This window comes from Vibrio sp. QJM3NY_15, assembly GCF_057785995.1.
The window spans coordinates 2,168,080-2,191,586 of the sequence record NZ_CM173517.1 but is presented as its reverse complement, the minus strand read 5'-3'; the positions used below and the strand labels follow the sequence as shown (position 1 = coordinate 2,191,586).

Sequence of the window (23,507 nt, the reverse complement as noted above, 5' to 3'; positions counted from 1 at the left end):
TTTTAAGGGAGATATGGCCTTTGGCTCAATGCAACAAGGGCTAATTAATAGCCCTTGTTTATATGATACTTTAATTAGTGTCGACTAAAGTATTTTAAGTACTAGAAACTGCACAAAGTGCCTTCTGGCATTAGGTGATTATGAACGGATAATTTGAGCAATAAGTTCGCTTGTTCAATATCCGGTGCAAAATATCGGTCTTTATCGTAGAAGCTGACTTTTTCACGCAAAATCTGTTTCGCTTCTTCCACACGAGGAGAAGATAGATTCGGAGCGCGGAAGTCTAGCCCTTGTGCTGCTGCCAAATATTCTACTGCCAATATCCCACGGGTGTTTTCAGCCATGTATCTAAGCCTACGAGCGGCAAAGGTGGCCATTGATACGTGGTCTTCTTGGTTTGCAGAAGTAGGTAGGCTGTCTATTGACGCCGGATGAGCCAAGGTTTTGTTCTCACTTGCTAATGCTGCTGATGTTACTTGAGCAATCATAAAGCCTGAGTTCACTCCGCCGTTATCGACCAAGAAAGGCGGTAGTTTGCTTAGCGCACTATCAATCAGTAGTGCCATTCTACGCTCTGACAAGCTACCGATCTCGGCAATGGCCAATGCAAGGTTATCGGCTGCCATTGCGACGGGCTCTGCGTGGAAGTTACCACCTGAAATGATGTCGCCATCGTCAGCGAAAACAAGCGGGTTGTCGGATACGGCATTTGCTTCAATCGTTAAGGTCTCTGCTGAGTTACGAATCTGCTGTAAACAAGCACCCATCACTTGAGGCTGACAACGCAGTGAGTAAGGATCTTGAACCTTTTCACAACAAGTATGTGATTCACCAATCTCACTCTTTTGGTCAAGCATATGGCGGTAAGCAAGTGCTGCATCCATTTGGCCACGATGACCACGAACGCGGTGTATACGAGGGTCAAACGGACGACGACTACCCAGCGCGGCTTCTACAGACATTGCACCACACACGGTTGCAGACGCGAATAAGTCTTCAGCTGCAAACAAGCCTTCTAATGCAAATGCAGTTGATGCCTGAGTACCGTTTAACAGCGCCAAACCTTCTTTTGGCGCAAGTGTGATTGGTTCCAAGCCAGCGATCTGCATTGCTTCTAGGCCAGTGATGATATTGCCGTTGTGACGTGCTTGGCCTTCACCTAGCAGTACCGTACTCATGTGGGCGAGGGGAGCAAGATCTCCAGATGCACCTACTGATCCTTTTTGTGGAACACATGGGTAAACCTGTGCGTTCACAAGATCGATAAGGGCATTGATGACCTTGAGTCGGATACCCGAGTAGCCACGAGACAAGCTGTTAATCTTTAGCACCATCATCAAACGCACAGTTTCATCAGACATGAATTTACCAATGCCCGCTGCGTGAGAAAGCACGATACTTTTCTGTAGTACTTCTAAATCTTCAGGCGCAATTTTGGTATTTGCTAATAAGCCAAAACCCGTGTTGATACCATAAACAGTGCGATCTTCAGCAATCACTTGTTCTACGACGTGCATGCTCGCTTCAATATCAGGAATCGCTGCTGGATCAAGTGATAAGTTCACAGGGCTACGGCTAATCTTACGCAGTTCAGGTAGGCCTAGAAGTCCTGGTTTAAGTAATAAATTCAACATGTTTTCTCCAGACATTAAAGGCGACGAAGTTCTTCGTTTAGCATAGGTAAATCAAGCTTCTGCTCTTTAGCACACTGCTTGGCAATATCGTAACCCGCATCAGCATGACGCATAACGCCAGTGGCCGGATCATTGTGAAGTACACGAGCAATACGCTGTGATGCATCTTCACTGCCGTCACAACAAATCACCATTCCTGAGTGTTGCGAGAAGCCCATTCCAACACCGCCACCGTGGTGCAGAGAAACCCATGTTGCGCCACCCGCAGTATTTAGAAGGGCGTTCAATAGAGGCCAATCTGATACGGCATCTGAGCCATCCATCATGCCTTCTGTTTCGCGGTTCGGACTTGCCACTGAACCTGAATCTAGGTGGTCACGACCGATAACAACTGGTGCTTTCAGTTCGCCATTCTTAACCATTTCATTGAATGCTTGGCCTAAACGTTCACGATCTTTCAAGCCGACCCAACAAATACGCGCTGGTAGGCCTTGGAACTGAATACGTTCACGCGCCATATCTAGCCAGTTGTGTAGATGTGGGTTGTCTGGAATCAGTTCTTTTACTTTTTGGTCTGTTTTGTAGATGTCTTCTGGGTCGCCAGAAAGGGCAGCCCAACGGAACGGACCGACGCCTTCACAAAATAAAGGTCGTATATATGCGGGAACGAAACCTGGGAAATCAAATGCGTTTTCCACACCTTCTTCCAGTGCCATTTGGCGAATGTTGTTGCCGTAATCTACGGTTGCAGCACCACGGTACTGAAGATCTAGCATGGCTTGTACTTGAATCGCCATAGATTGCTTAGCGGCTTTCACTACTTTCGCTTCATCAACTAAACGTTCTTGTGCTGCTTTCTCCATCGTCCAACCTTGCGGCAAGTAGCCGTTCAGTGGATCGTGGGCAGAGGTTTGGTCAGTCACTACGTCAGGCGTGATATTGCGTTCAACTAACTCTGGGAATACATCAGCAGCGTTGCCTAATAGGCCTACAGATATTGGTGTGTCTGATTCTTTAATCATTGCCATCGCTTCATCTACGCTGGTGGCTTTTTTGTCGACATAGCCAGTACGCAAGCGGTAGTCGATTCGTGATTCATCACATTCAACCGCAATCATCGAAAAGCCAGCCATCGTTGCAGCAAGAGGTTGAGCACCACCCATGCCGCCAAGACCACCCGTTAGAACCCACTTGCCGTTTGCTTCGCCTTGGAAGTGCTTTTTCGCGATAGCAACAAACGTTTCGTAAGTACCTTGAACGATGCCTTGTGAACCAATGTAGATCCAGCTGCCCGCTGTCATTTGGCCGTACATCATCAAGCCTTCTTTATCGAGCTCGTTGAAGTGCTCCCAGTTAGCCCAGTGTGGAACAAGGTTAGAGTTCGCGATCAGTACGCGAGGTGCGTTTTTATGAGTCGGGAACACGCCTACAGGTTTACCTGATTGAACCAGTAACGTTTGGTCGTCTTCTAAACGCTCTAATACTTCAACAATCTTGTCATAACATTTCCAATCTCGTGCCGCGCGACCGATGCCACCATACACAACCAATGCATGTGGGTGTTCTGCCACATCAGGGTCTAGGTTGTTCATCAGCATACGCAGTGGTGCTTCTGTTAACCAAGATTTAGCGCGCAAAGTGGTGCCATGAGGTGCGCGAATTTCGCGAGTCGTATCGAGACGAGGGTCACTGTTGTGGTGTTCCGTCATTTTGGAATTCCTTCTGTTTCACGTTATATCGTTGTAGTTGTAGTTGTAGTTGTAGTTGTAGTTGTAGTTGTAGTTATCGGTATCGCTGGATTAGTCGCTGGCCATTGCACTGGCTATATCCCAACACAAACGTGCCGCCAATCGAGCCGTTTGGCCATCGACGTCGTAGTCTGGGTTGTATTCCGCAATGTCCGCGATAATGAGTTTTTCACTGTGTTGGAAAATCTGTTCTAGAAAAGGAGCGAGCGTTTCATAGCTCACGCCTCTTGCCGCTGGTGCACTTACACCCGGTGCAGTCGCAGCGGGGAAAACATCAAGATCAATGGTGAGATAGAGGTAATCACACTCAGCGATGAATTTTTGCAACGTAACCAGTTGAGCGACTTGGTTTATTTGGGTCATGTTGCGGTCGTGTTCATACCAAACGCCCAGTTGGTCAGCTTTGTTAAAGAGCGCTTTGGTATTGCTGGCACCACTCACGCCAAGACAAGCGTAATGAAACGGCCATTGATGCTTGTGGCAGTAATCGCTGATCTGGTTAAAAGGCGTGCCTGAACTGGGTTTAACATCAGCAATGTCGCTTTCGAATTCTCGAAGATCAAAGTGAGCATCAAAGTTAACGATGCCGATCTTAGGTTTGTGTACTGGCTGATCTTTATAAAGGTGTTCGGCTTTTTTATGTAGATGCTCAGCGAGACCTTGGAACGATGCCCAAGCAACTTCGTGACCACCGCCAAGGGTAATCACTTTGTTGGTTGATAAAGCATTAGCAATAACAGAAGCACACTGTTTTTGACTGACTTCGAGTTGACCATCGTTACATTCGATGTCACCAAGGTCCGCGATGTGTGCGTCACTGTGCCAAGCCATATTAGCCAACGCTTGACGAATCAGGTTGGGTGCTTGTCTTGCGCCCACTCGTCCTTTGTTTCTTGCAACACCTGCATCACTGGCAAAGCCTACCAAGGCGATGGCGCGGTCATTAAGCTCGTCACTTAAATCACTATGTTGCACTTGTTTGGTAATGTGATGAACGCGTGTGCCGAGTGCGCCATCTTCAAGATCATTACGTCCTGTCCACACAAAGTTATGTACGGTTGTTGGGGTCTTTTGAATGCCGTTGGAATTAGATTGAGTCATGACACACCTCGCCATTAACAATGCGTTTATGAAGATGAGGAACACCGACTTGATAGCTTAGATCGGCAGGGTGCTCGATATTCCAGATAGCTAAATCAGCGGCATAACCAACTTCAATTTTGCCTTTAGTTTGTGAGTCGCCAATGGCAGCTGCAGCGTTACAAGTTACACCGCGTAGCGCTTCTTCAGGCGTCGTACCAAACAGGGTACAGCTCATGTTCATCATTAGCGGTAAGTCAGCAAAAGGAGAAGTTCCGGGGTTTAAGTCGGTCGCTATCGCCATTGGAATGTTGTGTTCACGAAGTAAAGCAATAGGTGGCTGTTGAGTCTCTTTCAGGAAGTAGAAAGCACCGGGTAGCAAGGTGGCAACTGTGCCTGATTCTGCCAGTGCTTTTACTCCAGTTTCATCAAGGTACTCAACATGGTCGACAGAGAGTGCGCCGTATTTTGCTGCAAGCGCACTGCCACCCATATTAGAAAGTTGTTCTGTGTGGCCTTTAATCGCTAGTCCATGTTCTTTGGCTGCTGCAAATACACGTTCGGTTTGTTCTAAATTGAAGCCGATAGATTCGCAGAACACGTCAACTGCATCGGCGAGTCCTTGCTCTGCGGCTTTAGGAATGATCTCTTGGCAAACCAGATCGATATAGCTGTCCGGTTGTTCTTTATATTCAGGTGGCACAGCATGCGCTGCAAGGAGAGTGGTGGTGATCTTAATTCGGCGATGATTCTCTAACGCTTTAGCTGCGCGTAACATCTTGAGCTCATCTTCAAGTGTTAAACCATAGCCAGATTTTACTTCGATGCTGGTTACGCCACTTCTTAGCAGGCCATCGAGTCTAGGCAAAGCCATTTCAACCAGTTCGGATTCTTGCGCTGCGCGGGTCGCGGCTACTGTCGCCAGAATGCCGCCGCCTTGCTTGGCGATGTCGGTGTAAGACACACCATTCAAACGCTGCTCAAATTCATTGGCACGATTACCTGCAAATACAAGGTGAGTGTGGCAATCAATTAACCCAGGGGTGACGAGTTTGTTTTTGCAGTCATAGGTGACGTAATCCAAAGAACCATCAACACTTACTTGTTCTAATTCAGAAGCAAGTGCCTCGTGGTTTGAACAAGAGATGGACACGATCTTACCGTTTTCGATAACGATATTTTGAGGGGAAGAGGGCTGATAACCATCGGCTCCCGAACTCATGGAGACCACTCGTGCGTTTTTGAGGATCAAATTCATAATCACCTAGATCTTTGCTAAATATTAAATGTATATACAAATAAATAGGCTAAACGCTGACCCGAATCAAGTTGATGTTGCAAAAATGTGATCGGCGATCAGGATGATGTTCTTTAATCTAGAAGTATCTTGGAGCTTAATTTGTACTTAGAGCCAGGATGGTAGAGCAATGCAAAGCTGATGAGCCGTTCTTTGCTCCATGTTCTTCTATTCAAAAGAAGGCAAGGCTCTGATTCAGAAAGCTTTAGTGACGTTCTGATTTGAGAGTCAGGAATAATGGCTTCAACCGTGTGCTCTATAGCACTTAACGGGCAGCTTTTTGAAAGGTATTCATTGGGTGTCGAGGTTGAAAAGTCTTGCTCTAGGTATTTTGGAGCAGCTTGAGAGTTCACCCAGCGCGCTTCCAATTGTATCGGTGTATTGTCGGCAAAGTGGATGATTTCACTATAAAACACTTCTGCGTTAATCATAACACCTAACCGTGTAGCCGTGCTTTCATCAGCCTTGATACTATCGTGTTTGATAACTTGGCTAGTATACGTTTGGCCTCGGTCTTTGATTTCTTGTGCGATGTTGTTGATATCAAGCAGCGGAGATTGCGCCTTTTCGTCTGGTTCACAAACAAAAGTACCCAGCCTTGGCTTCCTAATTAGCTTGCCTTCAGACACCAGATCTCGAATGGCTTTATTCACTGTCATTCGACTCACTTTGAACTGTTCTGTGAGTTCGAGTTCGGTGGTTATCTGGTAACCCACTGGCCAGTGACCACTACTTATATTGTCGTCTATGAACTGTTTTATCTGAAGGTAGAGCGGCGCTTTCGACATAATGAAACCTTATTTGACTATACAAATAGAGTAACGGATTTTTTCATGATTTCAACATTTCCTCGGGCAATGTGACCTTATTCAACATAGATGGGGCAAATTGCTTGATTCTGTGAGGCAAGTGTCGCAAATTGTCACGCAATAACTATTCGTAAATCAGATAATTAGAAAGGGAAATAATATGTTTAAGAAATTAAAGGCCTCGTTGGGCATCGGTGCAGCAAAAGTTGATACCGTCTTAGATAATATTGAAGTTTTCCAAGGTGGAGAGTTGTCTGGCAATGTTCACATTGTTGGCGGCGACGTTGAGCAACAAATCGACCTGATCAACTTGGTTCTCAACACAGAAGTAAAAGTCGAAACGGAAGGTAGCACCAGCTACGAAACATTTTCGTTAGGTCGTATTCAAGCCGTAGAGCCTTTCGTTATCCAACCGGGTGAAACCAAACTGGTGCCATTCCGTCTTAAGTTAAATGATGAAACGCCAGTCACCGCGTTGAACGCGCAAATGAATCAGTGTCACGTGTGGGTAGAAACCAACCTAGATATCGGCTTCGCGATTGACCCTAAAGACCGTGACTTCATCTCCGTACACCCATTGCCAACGGTCGCTAAAATTATCCAAGGTGTTGAAGCATCGGGTATGGCAATGGTGAAAGCAGACGTAGAGAAGGGCTTTTTGAAAGGCAACAGCTTTGCTTCACGTTCGGGATGCTACCAAGAGATTGAATTTCGTAGCGGCGGTTTCATGAACAACAAAGAGATCGAGCTGTCATTCATCGTAGAAGGTTCAATGGTTCACTGCCTAGCAGAAATCGACCGCTCAATGAGCTTCCGTGGCGACCAATACATCTCATTCAGCTTGCCTGCAAACGCGGCTGACTCAGACATCCGCAACGCTGTATCAAGAATCATGAGTGCGTAGTTGCCTTTCTGTAAGTAGTCGCTTTTTCTATTAATAGAGACAAGATAGTACGATTTCTATAGCTGAACTTATCCGTTCGGCTTTTTTGATTCTACTATCTGTCCCGTCCTGACATGGGTTTACCACTGATGCCGATAGGCCAATTGGAAGGCAACGTCGGTAGAGTTGTCCATGTTGAAGATGTTCTCGATAATAGATATCTCGATCGCTGAGCGTTGCATGAGATATCGATACCCAAACATCATTTCATTCGCGGCTTCTGAAAACTCAGTGTCACCAACTTCCGCACCTTCATACCAACGGTATTCAAGGTGTAACTCATGGTTTTCAAATAGCGAGAGTTGATAACCGCCCATCCATGACCATGTTGTTTTCTTGTGTGAAAAGCCATTTTCTACCTCTCGATTAGATTGATTGGCGAACCCTAAGCTTGTGTAAAAGGTATTGATGTCGAGTTGGTATGCATAGTTGAATTGAGCGCTTTGCTCGTTGCTGTTTCCTTCGAAGGCGCCGTGGCTGACATTGTTGTGATAAAGGGATACACCAAAGGACAAACCGTGGTTTTCAAGGTCTATGATTTGGTATTGAGTGTAGAGGGTGAAAGCGCTAGTCAGCGTGTCGCCAGAGAAGTCTCTAATATTGATGTCGTGGTCTGGCGCGTAAACATCAAATTGGTGTCGGTCTTTTCGAGTTCGTCCAGCTTGGTCGAGGCCAAGTAAATCGTGGTAGTTGATGGTTATTTTATCGAGGTGATTGTTAGCAGCGTATAGCCAGCGATAATTGAACTCGACTTGCCATGCTGTGGTTAGTTGCCATTTCAGGCCTGTTTGAAGTTGGTTCTGATAATAGTCTAAATGATAGTCGTGGGAATTGGCCCAGATACTCGCGGCGGTGAAAGAAGCAAACACTTCAACCTTATTTTCTTCGAGCGGAAAGCCAGAGCGGAGCGTTGGAGTAAGACGGACTGACTGTAATGGTGCTTGGGTATAACTGATTAGCGGACCGTAATCTTTGTTGGCCCATGCGGTTGGAGTAAAAACAACCGTTGCTATTAGTAATGGTAAAGGTGGTATGAACGATATAAAAGTAGTCTGTTTTCCCATATGCACTTCATCCGCATTCCGTTGCTTCTATATAGCTTAGTTCTAAAAACTCGTTTGTAAGAGATCAGTTGGAAGAGCGAACTCAAAAGAGATAGGAGAATTAGTTGAGTTGATACAGCTTGATTGGGAAGAGGGTTCGAAGGGGCAGGGAAGTTAACACTATTACGATAAAACCTTATGGAACGAAGTGGTTGTAGAGCGGGCAGATTCTCTCTGTCATTGTCATTTCATATAATTTCGTTACAATGTTCGGCTACTCACAAATGGGGCATCTGTATTTGCTTCTATGTGGGTATCTTTATTATGCATATATCTCCGATCAACATACTTGTTGGTTGAAAAACATATATTAAACATTTTCATGTGTTGCTTGGTGTGCAACACCACTGTAAAGGACAAATAATGCCAATTATTACTCTTCCTGATGGTAGTCAGCGTCAATTTGACAACCCTGTATCAACTCTAGATGTTGCCCTATCAATCGGTCCTGGTCTTGCGAAAGCAACCATTGCTGGTCGTGTAGATGGCGAGCGTGTTGATGCTTGTGATCTTATCGAAAACGATGCAAGCCTAGAAATCATCACAGCTAAAGATGAAGTTGATGGCCTTGAGATCGTTCGTCACTCTTGTGCTCATCTTTTAGGTCACGCGATTAAGCAGCTTTTTCCAGAAGCGAAAATGGCGATCGGTCCTACCATCGATAACGGTTTCTACTACGATATCGACCTTGAGCACTCTCTAACGCAAGAAGATCTAGAAAAGATTGAAAAGCGTATGAAAGAGTTAGCGAAGACCAAGTATCAGGTTGTTAAGAAGAAAGTTAGCTGGCAGGAAGCGCGTGACGCATTCGAAGCTCGCGGCGAGACTTACAAAATCGAAATCTTGGATGAGAACGTTTCTAAAGACGATCGTCCAGGCCTGTACCATCATGAAGAATACATCGATATGTGTCGTGGTCCACACGTTCCACATATGGGCTTCTGCCAACACTTCACACTACTTAACGTAGCGGGTGCTTACTGGCGTGGTAACAGTGACAACAAGATGCTTCAACGTATCTACGGCACTGCATTCCACGACAAGAAAGCGCTTAAGGCTCACCTAGTGCGTCTAGAAGAAGCGGCTAAGCGTGATCACCGTAAAATCGGTAAGCACTTAGATCTATTCCACATGCAGCAAGAAGCACCAGGCATGGTGTTCTGGCATCACAACGGTTGGACTATCTTCCGTGAGCTAGAAGTATTTATTCGTCAGAAGCTGACTGAGTACGATTACCAAGAAGTTAAAGGCCCATTAATGATGGACCGTGTTCTTTGGGAACGCTCTGGTCACTGGGATAAGTACGCTGAAGCGATGTTCACGACTTCTTCAGAGAACCGTGAATACGCGATCAAGCCAATGAACTGTCCTGGTCACGTTCAAATCTTTAACCAAGGTTTGAAATCTTACCGTGATCTACCGCTACGTATGGCTGAGTTTGGCTCATGTCACCGTAACGAGCCGTCTGGCGCACTTCACGGCATTATGCGTGTTCGTGGCTTCACTCAAGATGATGCTCACGTATTCTGTACTGAAGACCAAGTTCAGCAAGAAGTTAAAGCTTGTATTGAAATGGTTTACGATACTTACACAACTTTCGGTTTCGAAAACATCGTTGTTAAGCTATCTACTCGTCCAGAACAACGTGTAGGTTCAGACGAAATGTGGGACCGTGCAGAGGCCGATCTTAAGCAAGCGCTTGAGGCGATGGAGATTGCATACGAGATTCAAGAAGGCGAGGGTGCGTTCTACGGACCTAAGATTGAATTTACTTTGCATGATTGTTTGGACCGCGCATGGCAATGTGGTACAGTGCAGCTCGATTTTGCATTACCAGAACGTTTAGGTGCAACTTACGTAGGTGAAGATAACGAGCGTCACACGCCAGTTATGATTCACCGCGCGATTTTAGGTTCACTAGAACGCTTCATCGGTATTCTTATTGAAGAATACGCTGGCTTCTTCCCAACGTGGTTGGCGCCAGAACAAGCAATTGTTATGGGCATTACAGACAAACAGTCTGAATATGTACAAGAAATTGCGAAAAAACTGCAAAAAAGTGGATTTAGAGTCAAAGCAGACTTGAGAAATGAGAAGATTGGCTTTAAAATCCGCGAACATACTTTGAAACGTGTACCGTTCATGCTTGTGTGTGGTGACCAAGAAATGGAAGCCGGCGAAATTGCAGTACGTACACGTAAAGGTAAGGACCTTGGCAAATTTAAAGTGGATGACTTTATTTCATACATCCAAGCCGAGGTTTCAAGCCGTAAGCTCAATCTGGAGGAATAGCTATTAAAGGCGGAAGACGTGGCCAACAACCGGCCAAACAAAACCAGCACCGTTTAAACGGTGACATTCGTGGCGTTCGTGAAGTGCGTCTAACTGGCGCAGACGGCGAAGCTGTTGGTGTAGTAACAATCGCTGAAGCGATGGAAGCTGCAAATGAAGCTGGTATGGATCTTGTAGAGATCAGCCCTAACGCCGAGCCGCCAGTTTGTCGTGTGATGGACTACGGTAAGTTCCTCTTCGAGAAGAGCAAAGCTGCGAAAGAGCAGAAGAAAAAGCAAAAGCAGGTTCAGATCAAGGAAATTAAATTCCGACCTGGAACTGATATTGGAGACTATCAGGTAAAACTACGCAACCTGACTGGTTTCCTTGAAGACGGCAACAAAGTGAAGGTAACAATTCGCTTCCGTGGCCGCGAAATGGCTCACCAAGAAATCGGTGTTGACGTTCTTAATCGTTTGAAAGTAGATACTGAAGAATTTGCAGTTGTCGAATCTTTCCCAACGAGAATTGAAGGTCGCCAGATGATCATGGTGTTGGCCCCTAAAAAGAAGTAATTAACGGCTTTGCAAGTAATTAAACCCTGCAGCCTCAGGTTGCGGGGTTTTATTCGCCCTAATTACTATGTTATTAACAACTCAACAATGCGGAGTTATTCATCATGCCTAAGATGAAAACCAACAAAGGTGCTGCTAAGCGTTTCCAGAAAACTGCTGGTGGTATTAAGTTTAAGCACGCTGGTAAACGTCACATCCTGACTAAGCGTACTACTAAGAACAAGCGTCAGCTTCGTCCGAACTCGATCCTTCCTAAATGTGAAGTTGCTCAAGTTCTACGTATGATGCCATACGCTTAATTCTTTTTAGTTTATAAATTCGTTTAGTTTAGGAGAAGCATAATGCCTCGCGTAAAACGTGGTGTACAAGCTCGTGCACGTCATAAGAAAGTTCTAAAACAAGCTAAAGGTTACTACGGAGCACGTTCACGTGTTTACCGCGTAGCTTTCCAAGCAGTTACCAAAGCTGGTCAATACGCTTACCGTGACCGTCGCAACAAGAAACGTCAATTCCGTCAACTTTGGATTGCACGTATCAACGCGGCATCTCGTCAAAATGGTCTATCTTACAGCCGTTTCATCAATGGCCTTAAGAAAGCATCTATCGAGATCGACCGTAAGATTCTTGCTGACATCGCAGTATTCGACAAAGCAGCATTTGCTGTTCTAGTTGAAAAAGCGAAAGCATCTCTATAATTTAGAGTTAGCTTAAAGGTTTAATAAAAGGAGAACTTCGGTTCTCCTTTTTTATTGCCTGCTATTTGGCTTTGCCGCATTCTCTCGCATCTCGCATCTCGCATCTCGCATCTAATTTTTATTCGCTTGAACAAGCATTCTGGTATATAAACATTTACCTAACCTTTAAATGTTAAGCGACCGAGATAAATGACCGTACCTACTACTATGACGTTCTTCGAACGTTTTGAAACCGATATCCTTTCAGGCAAAAAGACCATTACGATTCGTGATGAATCTGAGCGCGATTACCAGCCGGGCAGTGTTGTAGAAGTATCAACGCTAGAGCAAGGACGTGTATTCTGTAATCTTAAGATCATTAGCGTTGAACCAATCCTGTTTGATGAATTAGGTGAGTTCCATGCTCAGCAAGAGAACATGACGCTAGAAGTTCTGAAGGGTGTGATTCAAGATATCTACCCAGGGATCTCTGAACTTTATGTTGTCTCTTATGAGTTGGTAGCTTAATCCTGATTGGATTAGATTGACTAGCTAGGGATGGCGATTTATGAGTAATAACCAGCAGACACTACTTCAGCTTTACTGTCGTGAACAGCAAGACCAAACGTTACTGTCTAAGAATGACCTTGATAGTGAACTGAGCGAGAGTGCCGATTATTTAAAGTGGTGCGAGAGCAAAAGAAACTTTGTTGAAGAAGATGTCTTAGGGCGGACTTGGGTAAAAAGTTGCCCAGCAGGGTACATTACCGAGGTTCACTTTCATTCTGATGGTAGTCTAACGGAATATCGTTTGTTTGACCGATTTGAAACCCAAGGTCATTGGTTGCTGAAAAGCGGGTTGCTGCAAGTCGAAATCAATAAAGGTGACAATCGTTACCAGTTTGATGTTGTCGCGTGTAAAGACCTCAATATCCACTCTGCGGTTGAGTATAAGAACGGTGAGCTACATTCGTACTTGAAGCTTGTTCAAGTTGAAAGCTAAACGCTGATTCGTTTTATGAGCAAATAAAAAGCCAACAGTGATGTTGGCTTTGTTGTTTTCAATTCGACCGAGTACTTCTGATCAATGAACTATTAAGCTTCGAAGTTCGCCAGTTTAGTATAAAGCTCGCTGTCTTGGTCTTGCTTTGCACATACGGTCAGTAGGTCTTCAATAAAGTACTTGAGAGCGCGAGCTTCGATTTGTCGAATTCCTTGTTGCTGCTCTTCTGTTAGGTAATCGTAGATAGTCGCTGCTCCAAAATCGCCAAAGATCATTTGGCCTTGCTCATTGACTAGGGTGTTGTGCGCATACAAGTCACCGTGACAAACCTTATTGGCATGAAGGTGTTCAAACACATCAATCATTTGTTCGGTAATGCTGTTGATCTGAGCAATTGAAAGCTCGAAGCCTTCGTTGAACGTATCACGAGTACAACTTTCAAGAGTAGGGGGCAAGCCTAGGTTGTAATAGTTGCTCGGGATAAGCTCCATCACCAATGCTAGGTAGTTCTCTTCATCAACTTGAGCGATAGACTTCACTAGGTTGCTATGATGACCAGCTTGAAGGCACGCTTCGAGTTCATCGTGTGGGTAACCGTCGCTTGTTACTTCGCCTTTGAATACTTTAACCGCCACTTCTTGTGGGAAATCAAAGTCACCATTTAACCAGTTAGCATGAGAAATCACACCAGACGCACCTTGGCCCAGCACTTGATTGAGTGAGTAGCATTGCGAGCTTACGGCAGGCACGCTATCTAAGCTGCTTGGGTGTTTGCAAAACGGGTTACCCGCAAACGCTAACCAAGCCAGTTTTGGTAGTTTGATGAGGAACTCTGGGAATTCAGTCAGTTGGTTTGCAGACAGGCGAACCAGCTCAAGATTCGATAGGTTTTCCATACTTTCTGGTAAAACTTGAATCTTGTTACCCGCCAATGCGAGTTTTTGCAGGCGTGGTCTTTCACCCAACGAGTGAGGGAGAACCTCGATTGCATTGTCTGTCAGGATCAACCAACGTAATAGAGTAGGCAGAGACTGCTCGCTAACGGTTTTGATTTGGTTGGTTTTGAAGCCAACCATTTCGAGCTTAGGAAGTGACCCCAGAACATCAGGCAGGTGCGTGAATAGGTTATTCGACGCGAAGATAATACGCAGGTTAGTCAGCTGTGATAACTCTTTTGGTAGATCTGACAGCTGATTGCCTGAAAGGTCTAGGATCTCAAGAGAATCAGCAAGTTCCAAGATCTCTAAAGGAAACTCGGTGAGACCTTCTGACAGTTTTAAGCGTTTAATACCTTTAAGTTGCCCTGATTTTAGTTGTTCTAGAGTATGCAAACCTTAGCCTTATGAATAGATGTTCGAGGCGCGTAGTTTACTTGTCTCAATCGAGAAAGGCGAGCACCGGAACGATGCTCGCTTAACTAAGCTAAGTGAACGAATTTAAGAAAGTTAAAGTCGTATATGATTTTGGCTGACGCCGACCTCCTCAACAAAGTCGCTGTCATGACTCACTAAGATAAATGCACCTTGGTATTCACGTAAAGCGGACGCCAATATTTGTTTTGAGTCGATGTCTAGGTGGTTGTCCGGTTCATCGAGTAATAGAAGCGGGGAGTCTTGCTTGTGGCTAACGATCAACATCGCCAGTTTCATTTTTTCACCACCACTTAAATGTGCCACTTTTCGGTATACGGAGTCTCGTCTGAACCCTATTCCAGCCAACAAGGTTCGTGCGTCACTCTCTGTTAACCCAAAGCTGTGTGTCATTAAGCTATCGAACATAGTGTCGTTGGCGTCTAGCAAGCCAAAGTGTTGATCCAAGTATACCGTCGCCCCTAAGCGCTTAATGGAACCGATATAGTTCGAGTGTTGGCCATGAATGGCTTTTAACAGTGTCGATTTTCCGCACCCATTAGCCCCAGTTAGATAACATCGTTCTCCTTGTGATAGCGAGAAGCTAATAGGAGCACCAGAACCAAAACTTAGGCGACACTCTTCAACGGTTAATAGTGAGTGTTTTTTAGAACTATTCGCTTGTTGTAGGTACAACGCTTGTGGCTTCAGTTGCTCTTGTTGTTCTTTAAGAGATTGAAGTTTATCTTGGTTTTGATCCTTTAAGTTCCTGTGGCTTGTTGCTGATGCTCCTTGGGTTCGCCCTGCTTTATCTTTCATGGCATCCAATAATATCTTGGGTTGGCTACCTGATTTTCGGAGTCGGTTACCTTGAGATTCACGTTGTTGTGCTTTTTCCTTGTTAGTCTGAGCTTGGCGCTCGAGTCGTTTCTTCTCCGATTGGTGATGCGTTATCTGCTTGTCCAGTGCTTCACTTTGACTCGACATTTGCGTGAAGTAATCATCGTAATTCCCTTTATAGAAACGCATGCCCAAACTGTTGAGGTGATAGATCCCTTCCATGTGTCTCAACAAACTTCGATCGTGACTGACGACAAGCACTTTGCCTTCAAACAACTGGCACTGTTCTAGTAACCAATTGCGTCCGTCGCTATCCAAATGGTTTGAAGGTTCGTCGAGAATCAGTATGTCGTGGTTTGATACGAATAATTGATGAAGCTGTAAAAGGGCGAGTTGCCCACCACTCAATGTATGGCAAGGTGTGGTCAACCCGCTGGTTATTTTCAATGTGGCTAAAAGTTGCTTTGTGTTCGCTTGTAAATCCCAATCCTCGCCAACGATATTGAAGTGCTGAAGTTCGCAGCTGCCTTGTTCTATGGCGTGTAATGCGTCTAACTTTTCGGCGATCCCCAAGAAGTCAGCAATGCTGGTTGTGCTATCTAATAGCTTTGAAGGCAACTGGGAGTAAAAGCCGATCGAGCCTTGTTTGGAAACACTGCCTGATGTGGGTTGTGTTTGCCCGACCAGTAACGAAAGCAGTAGTGATTTCCCGGCTCCATTTCTTCCAACTAGACCTGTAAGGCGCGTGTTCAGATGAAAGGTGATGTCTTTGAATAACCACTCACCAGTATCGAGTTGGAATGAGAGATTGTTGGCTAATATAGTAGGCATAAAATACCTCCCTTTACGTGTAAACGAGTAAAAGGGGTGAGGCGCTTTTCTACATAGACTCCAACATAGGAGTCTAAGAATAGATCGCCAAGACGTTACTTAGGTAGATGACCAATCAAAGATAGAAAAGCTGCGCTGAGATAATTTCTGTCTTTGAGGTACAGTTCTGCAAGATAAATGTTGTCAAAAAACGGATCTTTAAGAACTTGATTTGTCGCGAAAATAGATGACGAAGTAACGCCCACTAACCCCGAGTGTCCAAATGATTTTTATAAAAATAAATCGGATGTCAGGATGTTAGTACTTCATTATGGCGTTATTCTCTTTTGAAATGATGGTGGGATGTTACTGAAAGAGGGTGCTTAAAGTCAATATAGTGATGTGATTAAAATGTATCCAAATAATTAAAGCGCCTCATGCCTATATAGATATAACCATGAGGCGCTTTAGAGTGTTCTTTGAAAGCAAAGGCTTCAACGAATGTGGAAATTACAGGTTTTGTCCGCCGACAGCTCGCCAACACATGTCAAAGCTATCGCTGATGTACTTGCCTGACTGCTCTGGTGGTAACTCATTCTGCTCAATCAACCAGTTTGCACAAATCAAAAAGTGGCTGTGGATGAAGTGCCTAACAAGGTTGATGTCTAACACCATCAGCTCACCAGTTTCTTGTCCTTTCAAAATGATCTCGTCTAACGATGCGAACATCTTTGAAACAATCACTTCTCGAGTTTGAGTCGTCGGGTCGAAATGAACATTGGTGAAAAACTTCATCGCAACTGGATTTTCTAACGCCCATTCAAGCCCTGTGATCCACATGAACTTAAAGGCTTGGTAGCGATCTTGTTCAGCGATTTCTGTGTGCTGGTCAAGGGTAGAAAATAGCTCTATTTTCAGTTCACGAAACAGTTCATCAATCAGTAGAGATTTGTTCTCGAAGTGATGAAACAGTGTCGCTTTCGCCACGCCTGCCGTTTTCGCTATTTGTCCTGTAGATGTGCCCTCTAGCCCTTGCTGAGAGAAGAGCAGGAGTGCAGCATCTAGGATTTTTTGCCTTTTCGTAATCATCTATTTAGTACTTTGAACAGAATCTTTTTAATTGGGTTGTTGTAAGGAGGGTGCATTAACTTGGTGAAGTTAATTTTTCCTCTACTTAGAACGGTTTTGGCATGGCTAAAGGTCTTAAAGCCTTCAATGCCGTGGTAGTGTCCCATGCCTGAAGGACCAATGCCACCGAACGGCGCATCTTCTGCTGCTACATGCACTAGCGAGTCGTTAATACAAACACCGCCTGAGTGAGTATCCGATAGGAATCGGTCTTGGGTTTTCTTATCGTGACTCATTAGGTACAGCGCAAGTGGACGTTCTCGGGTGGTGATGTAGCTTATTGCCTCGTTAATCGAATCATAAGGCACGATAGGCAGAATAGGGCCAAACAACTCTTCTTGCATTGCGACCATGTCGTCGTTCACTTCGGTTAGAAGATGTGGCGTCATTCTGTGGTTCACATCATCTTGTGCTTGCTCGGTGACAGTGTGAATAACCGCACCTTTAGACTGAGCATCTGTAATCACACCCTTCAAGCGATTGTATTGGCGCATATCGATGACTGAGGTTAAGTCTTTGCTTTCAATACCGGCTTTATAAAGCTTTTTGAAGTACTGCTTATAAGCTGTGATGAACGCGTCGGTTTTTTCTCGTGGCAATAAGATGTAATCGGGTGCCACGCAAATCTGGCCAGCGTTTAAGCTTTTTGCAAATAGGATGCGTTCAACGGCGTCAGCGACATCAAAGTCCGGAGCAATAATCGTGGGAGACTTGCCACCCAATTCCAAAGTTACTGGCGTTAAGTTATCGGCTGCTGCTCTCATTACGTGCTTACCCACAGAGGTCGACCCTGTGAATAGAATATGATCAAACGGGAGTTGGCTAAACTTCGCGGAAACGTCAGCTTCACCTTCGATAATCGCAACCTGATCTTCGTTAAATCCTTCAGCCAACATGGCTTTTAACACTCGGTTGGTCGCTGGAGTGAACTCCGACATCTTGAGCATTGCAGTATTACCTGCCGCCAACGCAGTAATGAGGGGCCCTAAAGAGAGCATCACAGGGAAGTTCCAAGGAACAATGATACCGACAACACCCACTGGCTGATAATGAACGGTGATCTTCGCAGGTGCCAGCATTAAGCCTGCTTTTCTACGAGATGGCTTCAACCATTTCTTAAGGTTCTTCAGGCTGTAATTGATCTGGTGAAGAGAAGGGGTGATATCAGCAATCAAGCTGTCGTGTTTTGCTCGATGGCCATAATCTTCAGACACCGCATCAATCAATTGCCCTTGGTAGCGCATTAGCAACGCTTTTAATTTCGAGAGGTCTTTTCTTCTCTGCTCAAGCGCTGGATGAACATTACTGCGGTAGTGATCTTTTTGTCGGTTGAATATTTGATCCATGTCGTTGATGTTCGACGTGGTTGGTTCAAGGTCTAGATTATGGCTCATAGTATCCCCTAAATTCGAAAGCTGACCGATTGGTCGGTCGGTTAAAATTACAAGAAGATTGAACCGAATACAAGATATGTGCGAGAAAAGTTTATTTTTTGTTCAGTTGCACGTTGTTTGTTCGAAGGGGAATTGAGGAAAAGCGGCTTAGACGTTGGGCGATAATAGCTATCGTAAGAAGATAAGAAGATAAGAAGATAACGAGTGCCTTTAACGGAGTCAAAGGCACCGAGATAAGCGTTTAATGACTACGCAGGGGCCTTTTCACAACGGAGAAAGATAAAGTTAACGTTATTTGACAGTCGCTCGTATGTCGCTTCGGAAATTTCTTTGGCTTTCTCATCGATAGTGCCTTCCGTGATTTTTGAAATCAGCAAACCTGATTGAGTCACCGCTTGGCAAAGTTCGGTTAAAGAACGGCGGTAGAAGCTCACTTGAACGGGCGTGCCTACCGTGTACCACTCTTCTTGAATGAATTCACGTTCGTAGTAATTACCAGAAATCGTACATTCAAAGTCAGCAAAAGGGTGGTGTGTTGAAAAGACGATGTAACCACCGGGCTTAAGGACTCGATGAATATCATCAAAGACGGGTTTTAGATCTTCAATGTAGTGCAAGACTAGCGGACACACGATGACATCGGCACTGTTATCTTGTTCATTCGGTAGGCCAAGAGCAGCATCTTGCGCGTATGCGGTCACATTGGGGATTTGTTTTCCGTTCACCAAGTCGACCATATCCTGAGATAGATCGGTGCACGTCACTTTATTCGCGCCTTGGTCAATAAACCATTGCGCGTAAATACCAGATCCACAACCTAGGTCGACAATATCCATGTCTTTTACATCATCAAGCAATGCCATTGTTGATGGGCGTTCAAGTAGTGCATTGTAAATATTATCGCGGGCAGCAGAGTCGTATTGCTTAGCATAGGTAGTGTACATTTCAGACATGATTTAGCACTCATCAATAGGCATGGGATAACAGGATACAAGGTATCGGGATGATAGCGACAGTTCGGGTAGATAAGTGGTTATATTTGTCACAACCCTGACTTAACTTGACCAGATTAGCCAAGAATTTTATGTGTCTTTGGTATTTTATTCACCTGATTTTTTGTTAGAAAGTGCTTTAAATCTAATGCGCTTCAGCCTGTTTTTTGGCCTAAAACCTTGTAATACCTTACCTGTCACTTTAAGTCGGATCGACGATAAAAAAACGTAATCGTAACCACAAATATCAATGGTTGGACTCACTCTTAATAATATCGGTTAATGCAGCCAACAAATCGTTTTCGAACGTTTTTTGTTGGGTTATACCTCGCTATTCCAATGAGGTATCTTCTGTCGATGGCCCTATAGTGTGAGGTCTCTAGAATTGGAAAATTCGGTTAATTTGGAACGCATCCGTGCTGAGTATAATGTAAAGCACTGGAGCCAAGGTTTTTATGGAATTGATGATAATGGCGAGGTGTATGTTTCACCGAGCGAAACCGATCATCAAGTTCCGCTAAGTCAGATCGTAAAACAGTTAGAGCAGCGAAATATTGGTTTGCCTGCTCTTGTGCGTTTTCCTCAAATAGTGCACCAACGTGTGCACAATATCTGTAACGCATTTAACCAAGCGATCGACGAATATCAATATGACAACCGTTACCTGCTTGTTTACCCGATTAAAGTTAACCAACAGAAAGAAGTGGTTGACGAGATCTTAGCGAGCCAAGCTCAATTAGAGCAAAAGCAGCTAGGCCTAGAGGCGGGCAGCAAGCCTGAACTATTAGCGGTATTGGCGCTGGCTCAAAAAGCAAGCTCCGTGATCGTGTGTAACGGTTATAAAGACAGAGAATACATCCGTCTTGCGCTTATTGGCGAAAAGTTGGGTCATAAAGTTTTTATCGTTCTAGAGAAGCTGTCAGAGCTTGATCTTGTTCTTTCTGAAGCGAAAGCGCTTGGCGTGAAACCTCGTTTAGGTTTGCGTATTCGTCTTGCCTCTCAAGGCGCAGGAAAATGGCAAGCAAGTGGTGGTGAGAAGTCGAAGTTCGGTTTGTCTGCATCACAAGTGCTTACCGTTATTGAACGTTTAAAAGCAGAAAATCAGCTTGATGTTCTTGAGTTAGTACATTTCCATCTTGGCTCACAAATGGCCAATATTCGTGATGTACGAAATGGTGTGAGCGAAGCGGCTCGTTTCTACTGTGAACTGCGCGATATCGGTGCTCAATTGAAGTACTTGGATGTTGGTGGTGGTTTGGCTGTGGATTACGACGGCACACGTAGCCAGTCTTCAAACTCAATGAACTACGGCTTGCTTGAGTATGCACGCAACATCGTAATGACAGTGGGGGATATCTGTAAGCTCTATAATCAGCCACAACCTGTGATCATTTCTGAATCTGGTCGTTCGTTGACTGCGCATCACGCTGTTCTTGTTACTAACGTGATCGGTACAGAAAGCTATTCTCCGGAAGATATGGCTGCGCCTGAAGCTGACGCACCAATGTTGCTAAACAACATGTGGAAGAACTTCTTAGAGCTAGATGCGGGTAATGATGACCGAGCGTTGATCGAGATCTACAACGACACGCAGAGTGATATCGCAGAAGCGCACAATCAATTTGCCACAGGTATGCTGAATCTTCAGCACCGTGCTTGGGCAGAGCAGATGTCTTTGCGTATTAACTATGAACTTAGTTCTCGAATGAGCACTAAGAACCGTTATCACCGTCCAATTTTGGACGAGTTGAGCGAGCGTTTAGCCGACAAGTTCTTCGTGAACTTCTCGCTGTTCCAATCGTTGCCAGACGCGTGGGGTATAGATCAGGTGTTCCCAGTGTTGCCTCTAAGTGGTTTAGACAATGCGGATGAGCGTCGTGCTGTTGTATTGGATATCACCTGTGATTCTGACGGTACGATTGACCAGTATGTTGACGGTCAAGGTATTGAAACAACGCTGCCAGTGCCTGCGTGGAACCCAGATGAACCATACCTGATGGGCTTTTTCTTAGTCGGCGCATACCAAGAGATCTTGGGTGATATGCATAACCTATTTGGTGATACCCACAGTGTAGTGGTGAATGTTGATGAAAGCGGTCAAGCGAATATCGACTACATCAATGAAGGCGATACGGTTGAAGACATGATGCGTTATGTTCACATCGATACAGATCTGATTCGTCAGAACTACAAAGATTTGGTCACGGCGAAAGTACCAGCTCAAGAGCAACAAAGCGTGCTTGAAGAGTTAGAGCAAGGCTTGATGGGTTACACCTATCTTGAGGATTTTTAATGAACGATCTATTTACGAAACCAGATTACTCGTTGTACTCCAATGCGATGACTTTTATGCGTCGTCCATTGGTACAGAACCCAATTGATAACAATGCTGATGTGGTTGTGTTGGGTGCGCCGTTAGATATGGCGACGTCGGGTCGTCCGGGCGCTCGTATGGGGCCTGATGCGATTCGTCGTGCGTCGGTAAACTTGGCGTGGGAAGGCAAAAAGTTTCCTTGGGACTTCAATGTATTTGAACATACCTCGGTGATTGATGCTGGCGATCTTGTGTTTGATTGCGGTGATGCTGAAGATTTAACTCAGCGTTTAGAAGCGGCTGCAAATGCGATTCTAAACAGTGGAAAAACACTGTTAGGTTTAGGTGGCGATCACTTCATTACATTGCCTTTGCTAAGAGCATACGGCAAGAAGTACGGTGAAATGGCTTTGATTCATTTTGACGCGCACACTGATACTTACAGTCAGGGCAGTCGTTACGATCACGGCACCATGTTCTATCATGCACCAAACGAAGGGCTAATCTCGCCTGAGCATTCTGTGCAAATAGGTATTCGTACAGAGTATAAGCAGGAAGGTCATGGCTTTAATGTCATCAATGCGATGCAAGCGAATGACATGAGCGTGGATGAGATCATTGCTCAAGTGAAAGGCATTGTTGGTGATAAGCCAGTTTACCTAACGTTTGATATTGACTGTCTGGACCCTGCGTTTGCACCGGGTACCGGCACGCCAGTGTGTGGTGGTTTGAATTCAGATAAAGTGCTCAAAATCATCCGTGGCTTACAGGGCATCAATATGGTTGGTATGGATGTGGTAGAAGTGTCTCCTGCCTATGACCAAAGCGAAATTACGGCTCTAGCTGGTGCAACTATCGCACTAGAGCTGCTTTATGTTTGGACGGCAAATCGCCTCGCTAAATCATAGTGTTTGATTGTTAACAGTGTAACGCTACATACTGATTTTAAGCCCACTAAGGTTCAACTTAGTGGGCTTTTTTATTTTTGGTGGTGGACAAATAGAGTAACTCATCGTTGGAAAGGAGCAGCTTCTCCCTTTTATGAATTAATGCGCTATCAGGTGTGCCTTATGCAAGTCGTTTAATTGATTCTGGGTAGAAATACATCATCTTTACGCTGGTTGTTGTCTCAAATATGGGACTTACCTCTGCTTTGCTGTTAACGCATATCTCACCTCTATTAATACCCCATATTCGCTAATGATTTATCAACTTTATTACTGTATATATTTATAAAACGAAAAGGTGCAATTACACTGTGCGTTTATTTGCATATAAATCAGCATCCTACTAACTTTTAACTCAGGTTTTCAAATCCCAGCCACAATACCTAGATTTGTGAAAAGACGTCTCGTCGCACAGACATGGCATTTTTTATGGGGAAGACTAGGCTTAAGGGTAAGTAAACTATAAAAAAACAGGTGAAATACTTCTCTCTTTTCAAGCCGATTGGGCATAACAATGGATTGCCATTGATGAGAGCTAAATATGTGTTTAATTAAAACCTGAAATTGCTATTACAAATAATTTTCGCAGCTCTAGA

20 protein-coding genes are annotated in these 23,507 nt (G+C 44.7%); 9 read left to right on the top strand and 11 right to left on the bottom strand.

Going from position 1 to position 23,507, the window contains the following annotated elements:
* Positions 1 to 101 precede the first annotated feature (101 nt).
* The 5 genes from hutH to hutC all read right to left on the bottom strand — a co-directional run bounded on the left by hutH (position 102) and on the right by hutC (position 6,547).
* On the bottom strand, positions 102 to 1,634 hold the full coding sequence (gene hutH, locus AC3CKG_RS09785; RefSeq protein WP_488528272.1) for a histidine ammonia-lyase: 1,533 nt from the start codon (positions 1,632 to 1,634) through the stop codon (positions 102 to 104).
* Between the two features lie 14 nt (positions 1,635 to 1,648).
* Entirely contained in the window at positions 1,649 to 3,343 is a 1,695-nt protein-coding gene (gene hutU / locus AC3CKG_RS09780; RefSeq protein ID WP_280620346.1) for a urocanate hydratase, read from the bottom strand.
* Between the two features lie 90 nt (positions 3,344 to 3,433).
* Positions 3,434 to 4,483, bottom strand: coding sequence for a formimidoylglutamase (gene hutG, locus AC3CKG_RS09775; RefSeq protein ID WP_488528271.1), 1,050 nt, complete (start codon positions 4,481 to 4,483; stop codon positions 3,434 to 3,436).
* Positions 4,470 to 5,720 carry an imidazolonepropionase gene (gene hutI, locus AC3CKG_RS09770; protein ID WP_488528270.1) on the bottom strand — a complete coding sequence of 417 codons (1,251 nt, stop codon included), beginning with the start codon at positions 5,718 to 5,720 and terminating at the stop codon, positions 4,470 to 4,472. The genes hutG and hutI overlap by 14 nt, the downstream gene beginning before the upstream one ends.
* A gap of 113 nt (positions 5,721 to 5,833) precedes the next feature.
* Positions 5,834 to 6,547: a histidine utilization transcriptional repressor HutC gene (hutC, locus tag AC3CKG_RS09765; RefSeq protein ID WP_280620343.1), complete on the bottom strand. Its 714-nt coding sequence runs from the start codon at positions 6,545 to 6,547 to the stop codon at positions 5,834 to 5,836.
* A gap of 181 nt (positions 6,548 to 6,728) precedes the next feature.
* Between hutC and AC3CKG_RS09760 the strand changes: the two genes are divergently transcribed.
* On the top strand, positions 6,729 to 7,472 hold the full coding sequence (locus AC3CKG_RS09760; RefSeq protein ID WP_280620342.1) for a sporulation protein: 744 nt from the start codon (positions 6,729 to 6,731) through the stop codon (positions 7,470 to 7,472).
* Positions 7,473 to 7,591: 119 nt separating this feature from the next.
* Here the strand turns inward: AC3CKG_RS09760 and AC3CKG_RS09755 are convergent, their stop codons facing one another.
* Complete coding sequence (locus tag AC3CKG_RS09755) at positions 7,592 to 8,575, bottom strand: DUF3187 family protein (RefSeq protein WP_488528269.1); 984 nt, start codon at positions 8,573 to 8,575, stop codon at positions 7,592 to 7,594.
* A gap of 402 nt (positions 8,576 to 8,977) precedes the next feature.
* Here AC3CKG_RS09755 and thrS point away from each other — a divergent pair, with 402 nt between their 5' ends.
* The 6 genes from thrS (at position 8,978) to AC3CKG_RS09725 (ending at position 13,137) form a co-directional block, all read left to right on the top strand.
* Positions 8,978 to 10,906: a threonine--tRNA ligase gene (gene thrS, locus AC3CKG_RS09750; RefSeq protein ID WP_029223062.1), complete on the top strand. Its 1,929-nt coding sequence runs from the start codon at positions 8,978 to 8,980 to the stop codon at positions 10,904 to 10,906.
* Between the two features lie 83 nt (positions 10,907 to 10,989).
* A complete protein-coding gene (gene infC, locus AC3CKG_RS09745) occupies positions 10,990 to 11,460 on the top strand; it encodes a translation initiation factor IF-3 (protein ID WP_009846505.1) in 471 nt (156 codons plus the stop codon).
* Positions 11,461 to 11,564: 104 nt separating this feature from the next.
* A complete protein-coding gene (rpmI, locus tag AC3CKG_RS09740) occupies positions 11,565 to 11,759 on the top strand; it encodes a 50S ribosomal protein L35 (protein ID WP_004738430.1) in 195 nt (64 codons plus the stop codon).
* 42 nt (positions 11,760 to 11,801) lie between these two features.
* Complete coding sequence (gene rplT, locus AC3CKG_RS09735; RefSeq protein ID WP_004733517.1) at positions 11,802 to 12,155, top strand: 50S ribosomal protein L20; 354 nt, start codon at positions 11,802 to 11,804, stop codon at positions 12,153 to 12,155.
* 189 nt (positions 12,156 to 12,344) lie between these two features.
* Positions 12,345 to 12,662 carry a N(4)-acetylcytidine aminohydrolase gene (yqfB, locus tag AC3CKG_RS09730; protein WP_280620340.1) on the top strand — a complete coding sequence of 106 codons (318 nt, stop codon included), beginning with the start codon at positions 12,345 to 12,347 and terminating at the stop codon, positions 12,660 to 12,662.
* Positions 12,663 to 12,702: 40 nt separating this feature from the next.
* A complete protein-coding gene (locus tag AC3CKG_RS09725) occupies positions 12,703 to 13,137 on the top strand; it encodes a hypothetical protein (protein WP_280620339.1) in 435 nt (144 codons plus the stop codon).
* A 92-nt stretch (positions 13,138 to 13,229) separates the two neighbouring features.
* Here AC3CKG_RS09725 and AC3CKG_RS09720 read toward each other — a convergent pair whose 3' ends face one another.
* From AC3CKG_RS09720 to AC3CKG_RS09700, 5 genes are all read right to left on the bottom strand, one after another.
* Positions 13,230 to 14,468: a leucine-rich repeat-containing protein kinase family protein gene (locus AC3CKG_RS09720; RefSeq protein WP_280620338.1), complete on the bottom strand. Its 1,239-nt coding sequence runs from the start codon at positions 14,466 to 14,468 to the stop codon at positions 13,230 to 13,232.
* A gap of 114 nt (positions 14,469 to 14,582) precedes the next feature.
* Positions 14,583 to 16,157 (bottom strand): ABC-F family ATP-binding cassette domain-containing protein, encoded by a 1,575-nt coding sequence (locus tag AC3CKG_RS09715; RefSeq protein WP_488528268.1) that lies wholly within the window; start codon positions 16,155 to 16,157, stop codon positions 14,583 to 14,585.
* A 489-nt stretch (positions 16,158 to 16,646) separates the two neighbouring features.
* Positions 16,647 to 17,225 carry a TetR/AcrR family transcriptional regulator gene (locus AC3CKG_RS09710; protein WP_065103388.1) on the bottom strand — a complete coding sequence of 193 codons (579 nt, stop codon included), beginning with the start codon at positions 17,223 to 17,225 and terminating at the stop codon, positions 16,647 to 16,649.
* Positions 17,222 to 18,658: a coniferyl aldehyde dehydrogenase gene (locus tag AC3CKG_RS09705; protein WP_488528267.1), complete on the bottom strand. Its 1,437-nt coding sequence runs from the start codon at positions 18,656 to 18,658 to the stop codon at positions 17,222 to 17,224. Before AC3CKG_RS09705 ends, AC3CKG_RS09710 begins: the two co-directional genes overlap by 4 nt.
* A gap of 248 nt (positions 18,659 to 18,906) precedes the next feature.
* Positions 18,907 to 19,611: a class I SAM-dependent methyltransferase gene (locus tag AC3CKG_RS09700; RefSeq protein ID WP_102486498.1), complete on the bottom strand. Its 705-nt coding sequence runs from the start codon at positions 19,609 to 19,611 to the stop codon at positions 18,907 to 18,909.
* Positions 19,612 to 20,053: 442 nt separating this feature from the next.
* On the opposite strand from AC3CKG_RS09700, the gene speA reads away from it, so the two are divergent.
* On the top strand, positions 20,054 to 21,943 hold the full coding sequence (gene speA, locus AC3CKG_RS09695; protein WP_029223534.1) for an arginine decarboxylase: 1,890 nt from the start codon (positions 20,054 to 20,056) through the stop codon (positions 21,941 to 21,943).
* A complete protein-coding gene (gene speB / locus AC3CKG_RS09690; RefSeq protein ID WP_488528266.1) occupies positions 21,943 to 22,872 on the top strand; it encodes an agmatinase in 930 nt (309 codons plus the stop codon). The genes speA and speB overlap by 1 nt, the downstream gene beginning before the upstream one ends.
* Positions 22,873 to 23,507 lie beyond the last annotated feature (635 nt).

What these genes read in the sequence shown, in the direction of transcription:
- hutH (WP_488528272.1), bottom strand. Translation starts at nt 1,634, where the DNA reads ATGTTGAATTTATTACTTAAACCAGGACTTCTAGGCCTACCTGAACTG.
- hutU (WP_280620346.1), bottom strand. Translation starts at nt 3,343, where the DNA reads ATGACGGAACACCACAACAGTGACCCTCGTCTCGATACGACTCGCGAA.
- hutG (WP_488528271.1), bottom strand. Translation starts at nt 4,483, where the DNA reads ATGACTCAATCTAATTCCAACGGCATTCAAAAGACCCCAACAACCGTA.
- hutI (WP_488528270.1), bottom strand. Translation starts at nt 5,720, where the DNA reads ATGAATTTGATCCTCAAAAACGCACGAGTGGTCTCCATGAGTTCGGGA.
- hutC (WP_280620343.1), bottom strand. Translation starts at nt 6,547, where the DNA reads ATGTCGAAAGCGCCGCTCTACCTTCAGATAAAACAGTTCATAGACGAC.
- AC3CKG_RS09760 (WP_280620342.1), top strand. Translation starts at nt 6,729, where the DNA reads ATGTTTAAGAAATTAAAGGCCTCGTTGGGCATCGGTGCAGCAAAAGTT.
- AC3CKG_RS09755 (WP_488528269.1), bottom strand. Translation starts at nt 8,575, where the DNA reads ATGGGAAAACAGACTACTTTTATATCGTTCATACCACCTTTACCATTA.
- thrS (WP_029223062.1), top strand. Translation starts at nt 8,978, where the DNA reads ATGCCAATTATTACTCTTCCTGATGGTAGTCAGCGTCAATTTGACAAC.
- rpmI (WP_004738430.1), top strand. Translation starts at nt 11,565, where the DNA reads ATGCCTAAGATGAAAACCAACAAAGGTGCTGCTAAGCGTTTCCAGAAA.
- rplT (WP_004733517.1), top strand. Translation starts at nt 11,802, where the DNA reads ATGCCTCGCGTAAAACGTGGTGTACAAGCTCGTGCACGTCATAAGAAA.
- yqfB (WP_280620340.1), top strand. Translation starts at nt 12,345, where the DNA reads ATGACCGTACCTACTACTATGACGTTCTTCGAACGTTTTGAAACCGAT.
- AC3CKG_RS09725 (WP_280620339.1), top strand. Translation starts at nt 12,703, where the DNA reads ATGAGTAATAACCAGCAGACACTACTTCAGCTTTACTGTCGTGAACAG.
- AC3CKG_RS09715 (WP_488528268.1), bottom strand. Translation starts at nt 16,157, where the DNA reads ATGCCTACTATATTAGCCAACAATCTCTCATTCCAACTCGATACTGGT.
- AC3CKG_RS09710 (WP_065103388.1), bottom strand. Translation starts at nt 17,225, where the DNA reads ATGATTACGAAAAGGCAAAAAATCCTAGATGCTGCACTCCTGCTCTTC.
- AC3CKG_RS09705 (WP_488528267.1), bottom strand. Translation starts at nt 18,658, where the DNA reads ATGAGCCATAATCTAGACCTTGAACCAACCACGTCGAACATCAACGAC.
- AC3CKG_RS09700 (WP_102486498.1), bottom strand. Translation starts at nt 19,611, where the DNA reads ATGTCTGAAATGTACACTACCTATGCTAAGCAATACGACTCTGCTGCC.
- speB (WP_488528266.1), top strand. Translation starts at nt 21,943, where the DNA reads ATGAACGATCTATTTACGAAACCAGATTACTCGTTGTACTCCAATGCG.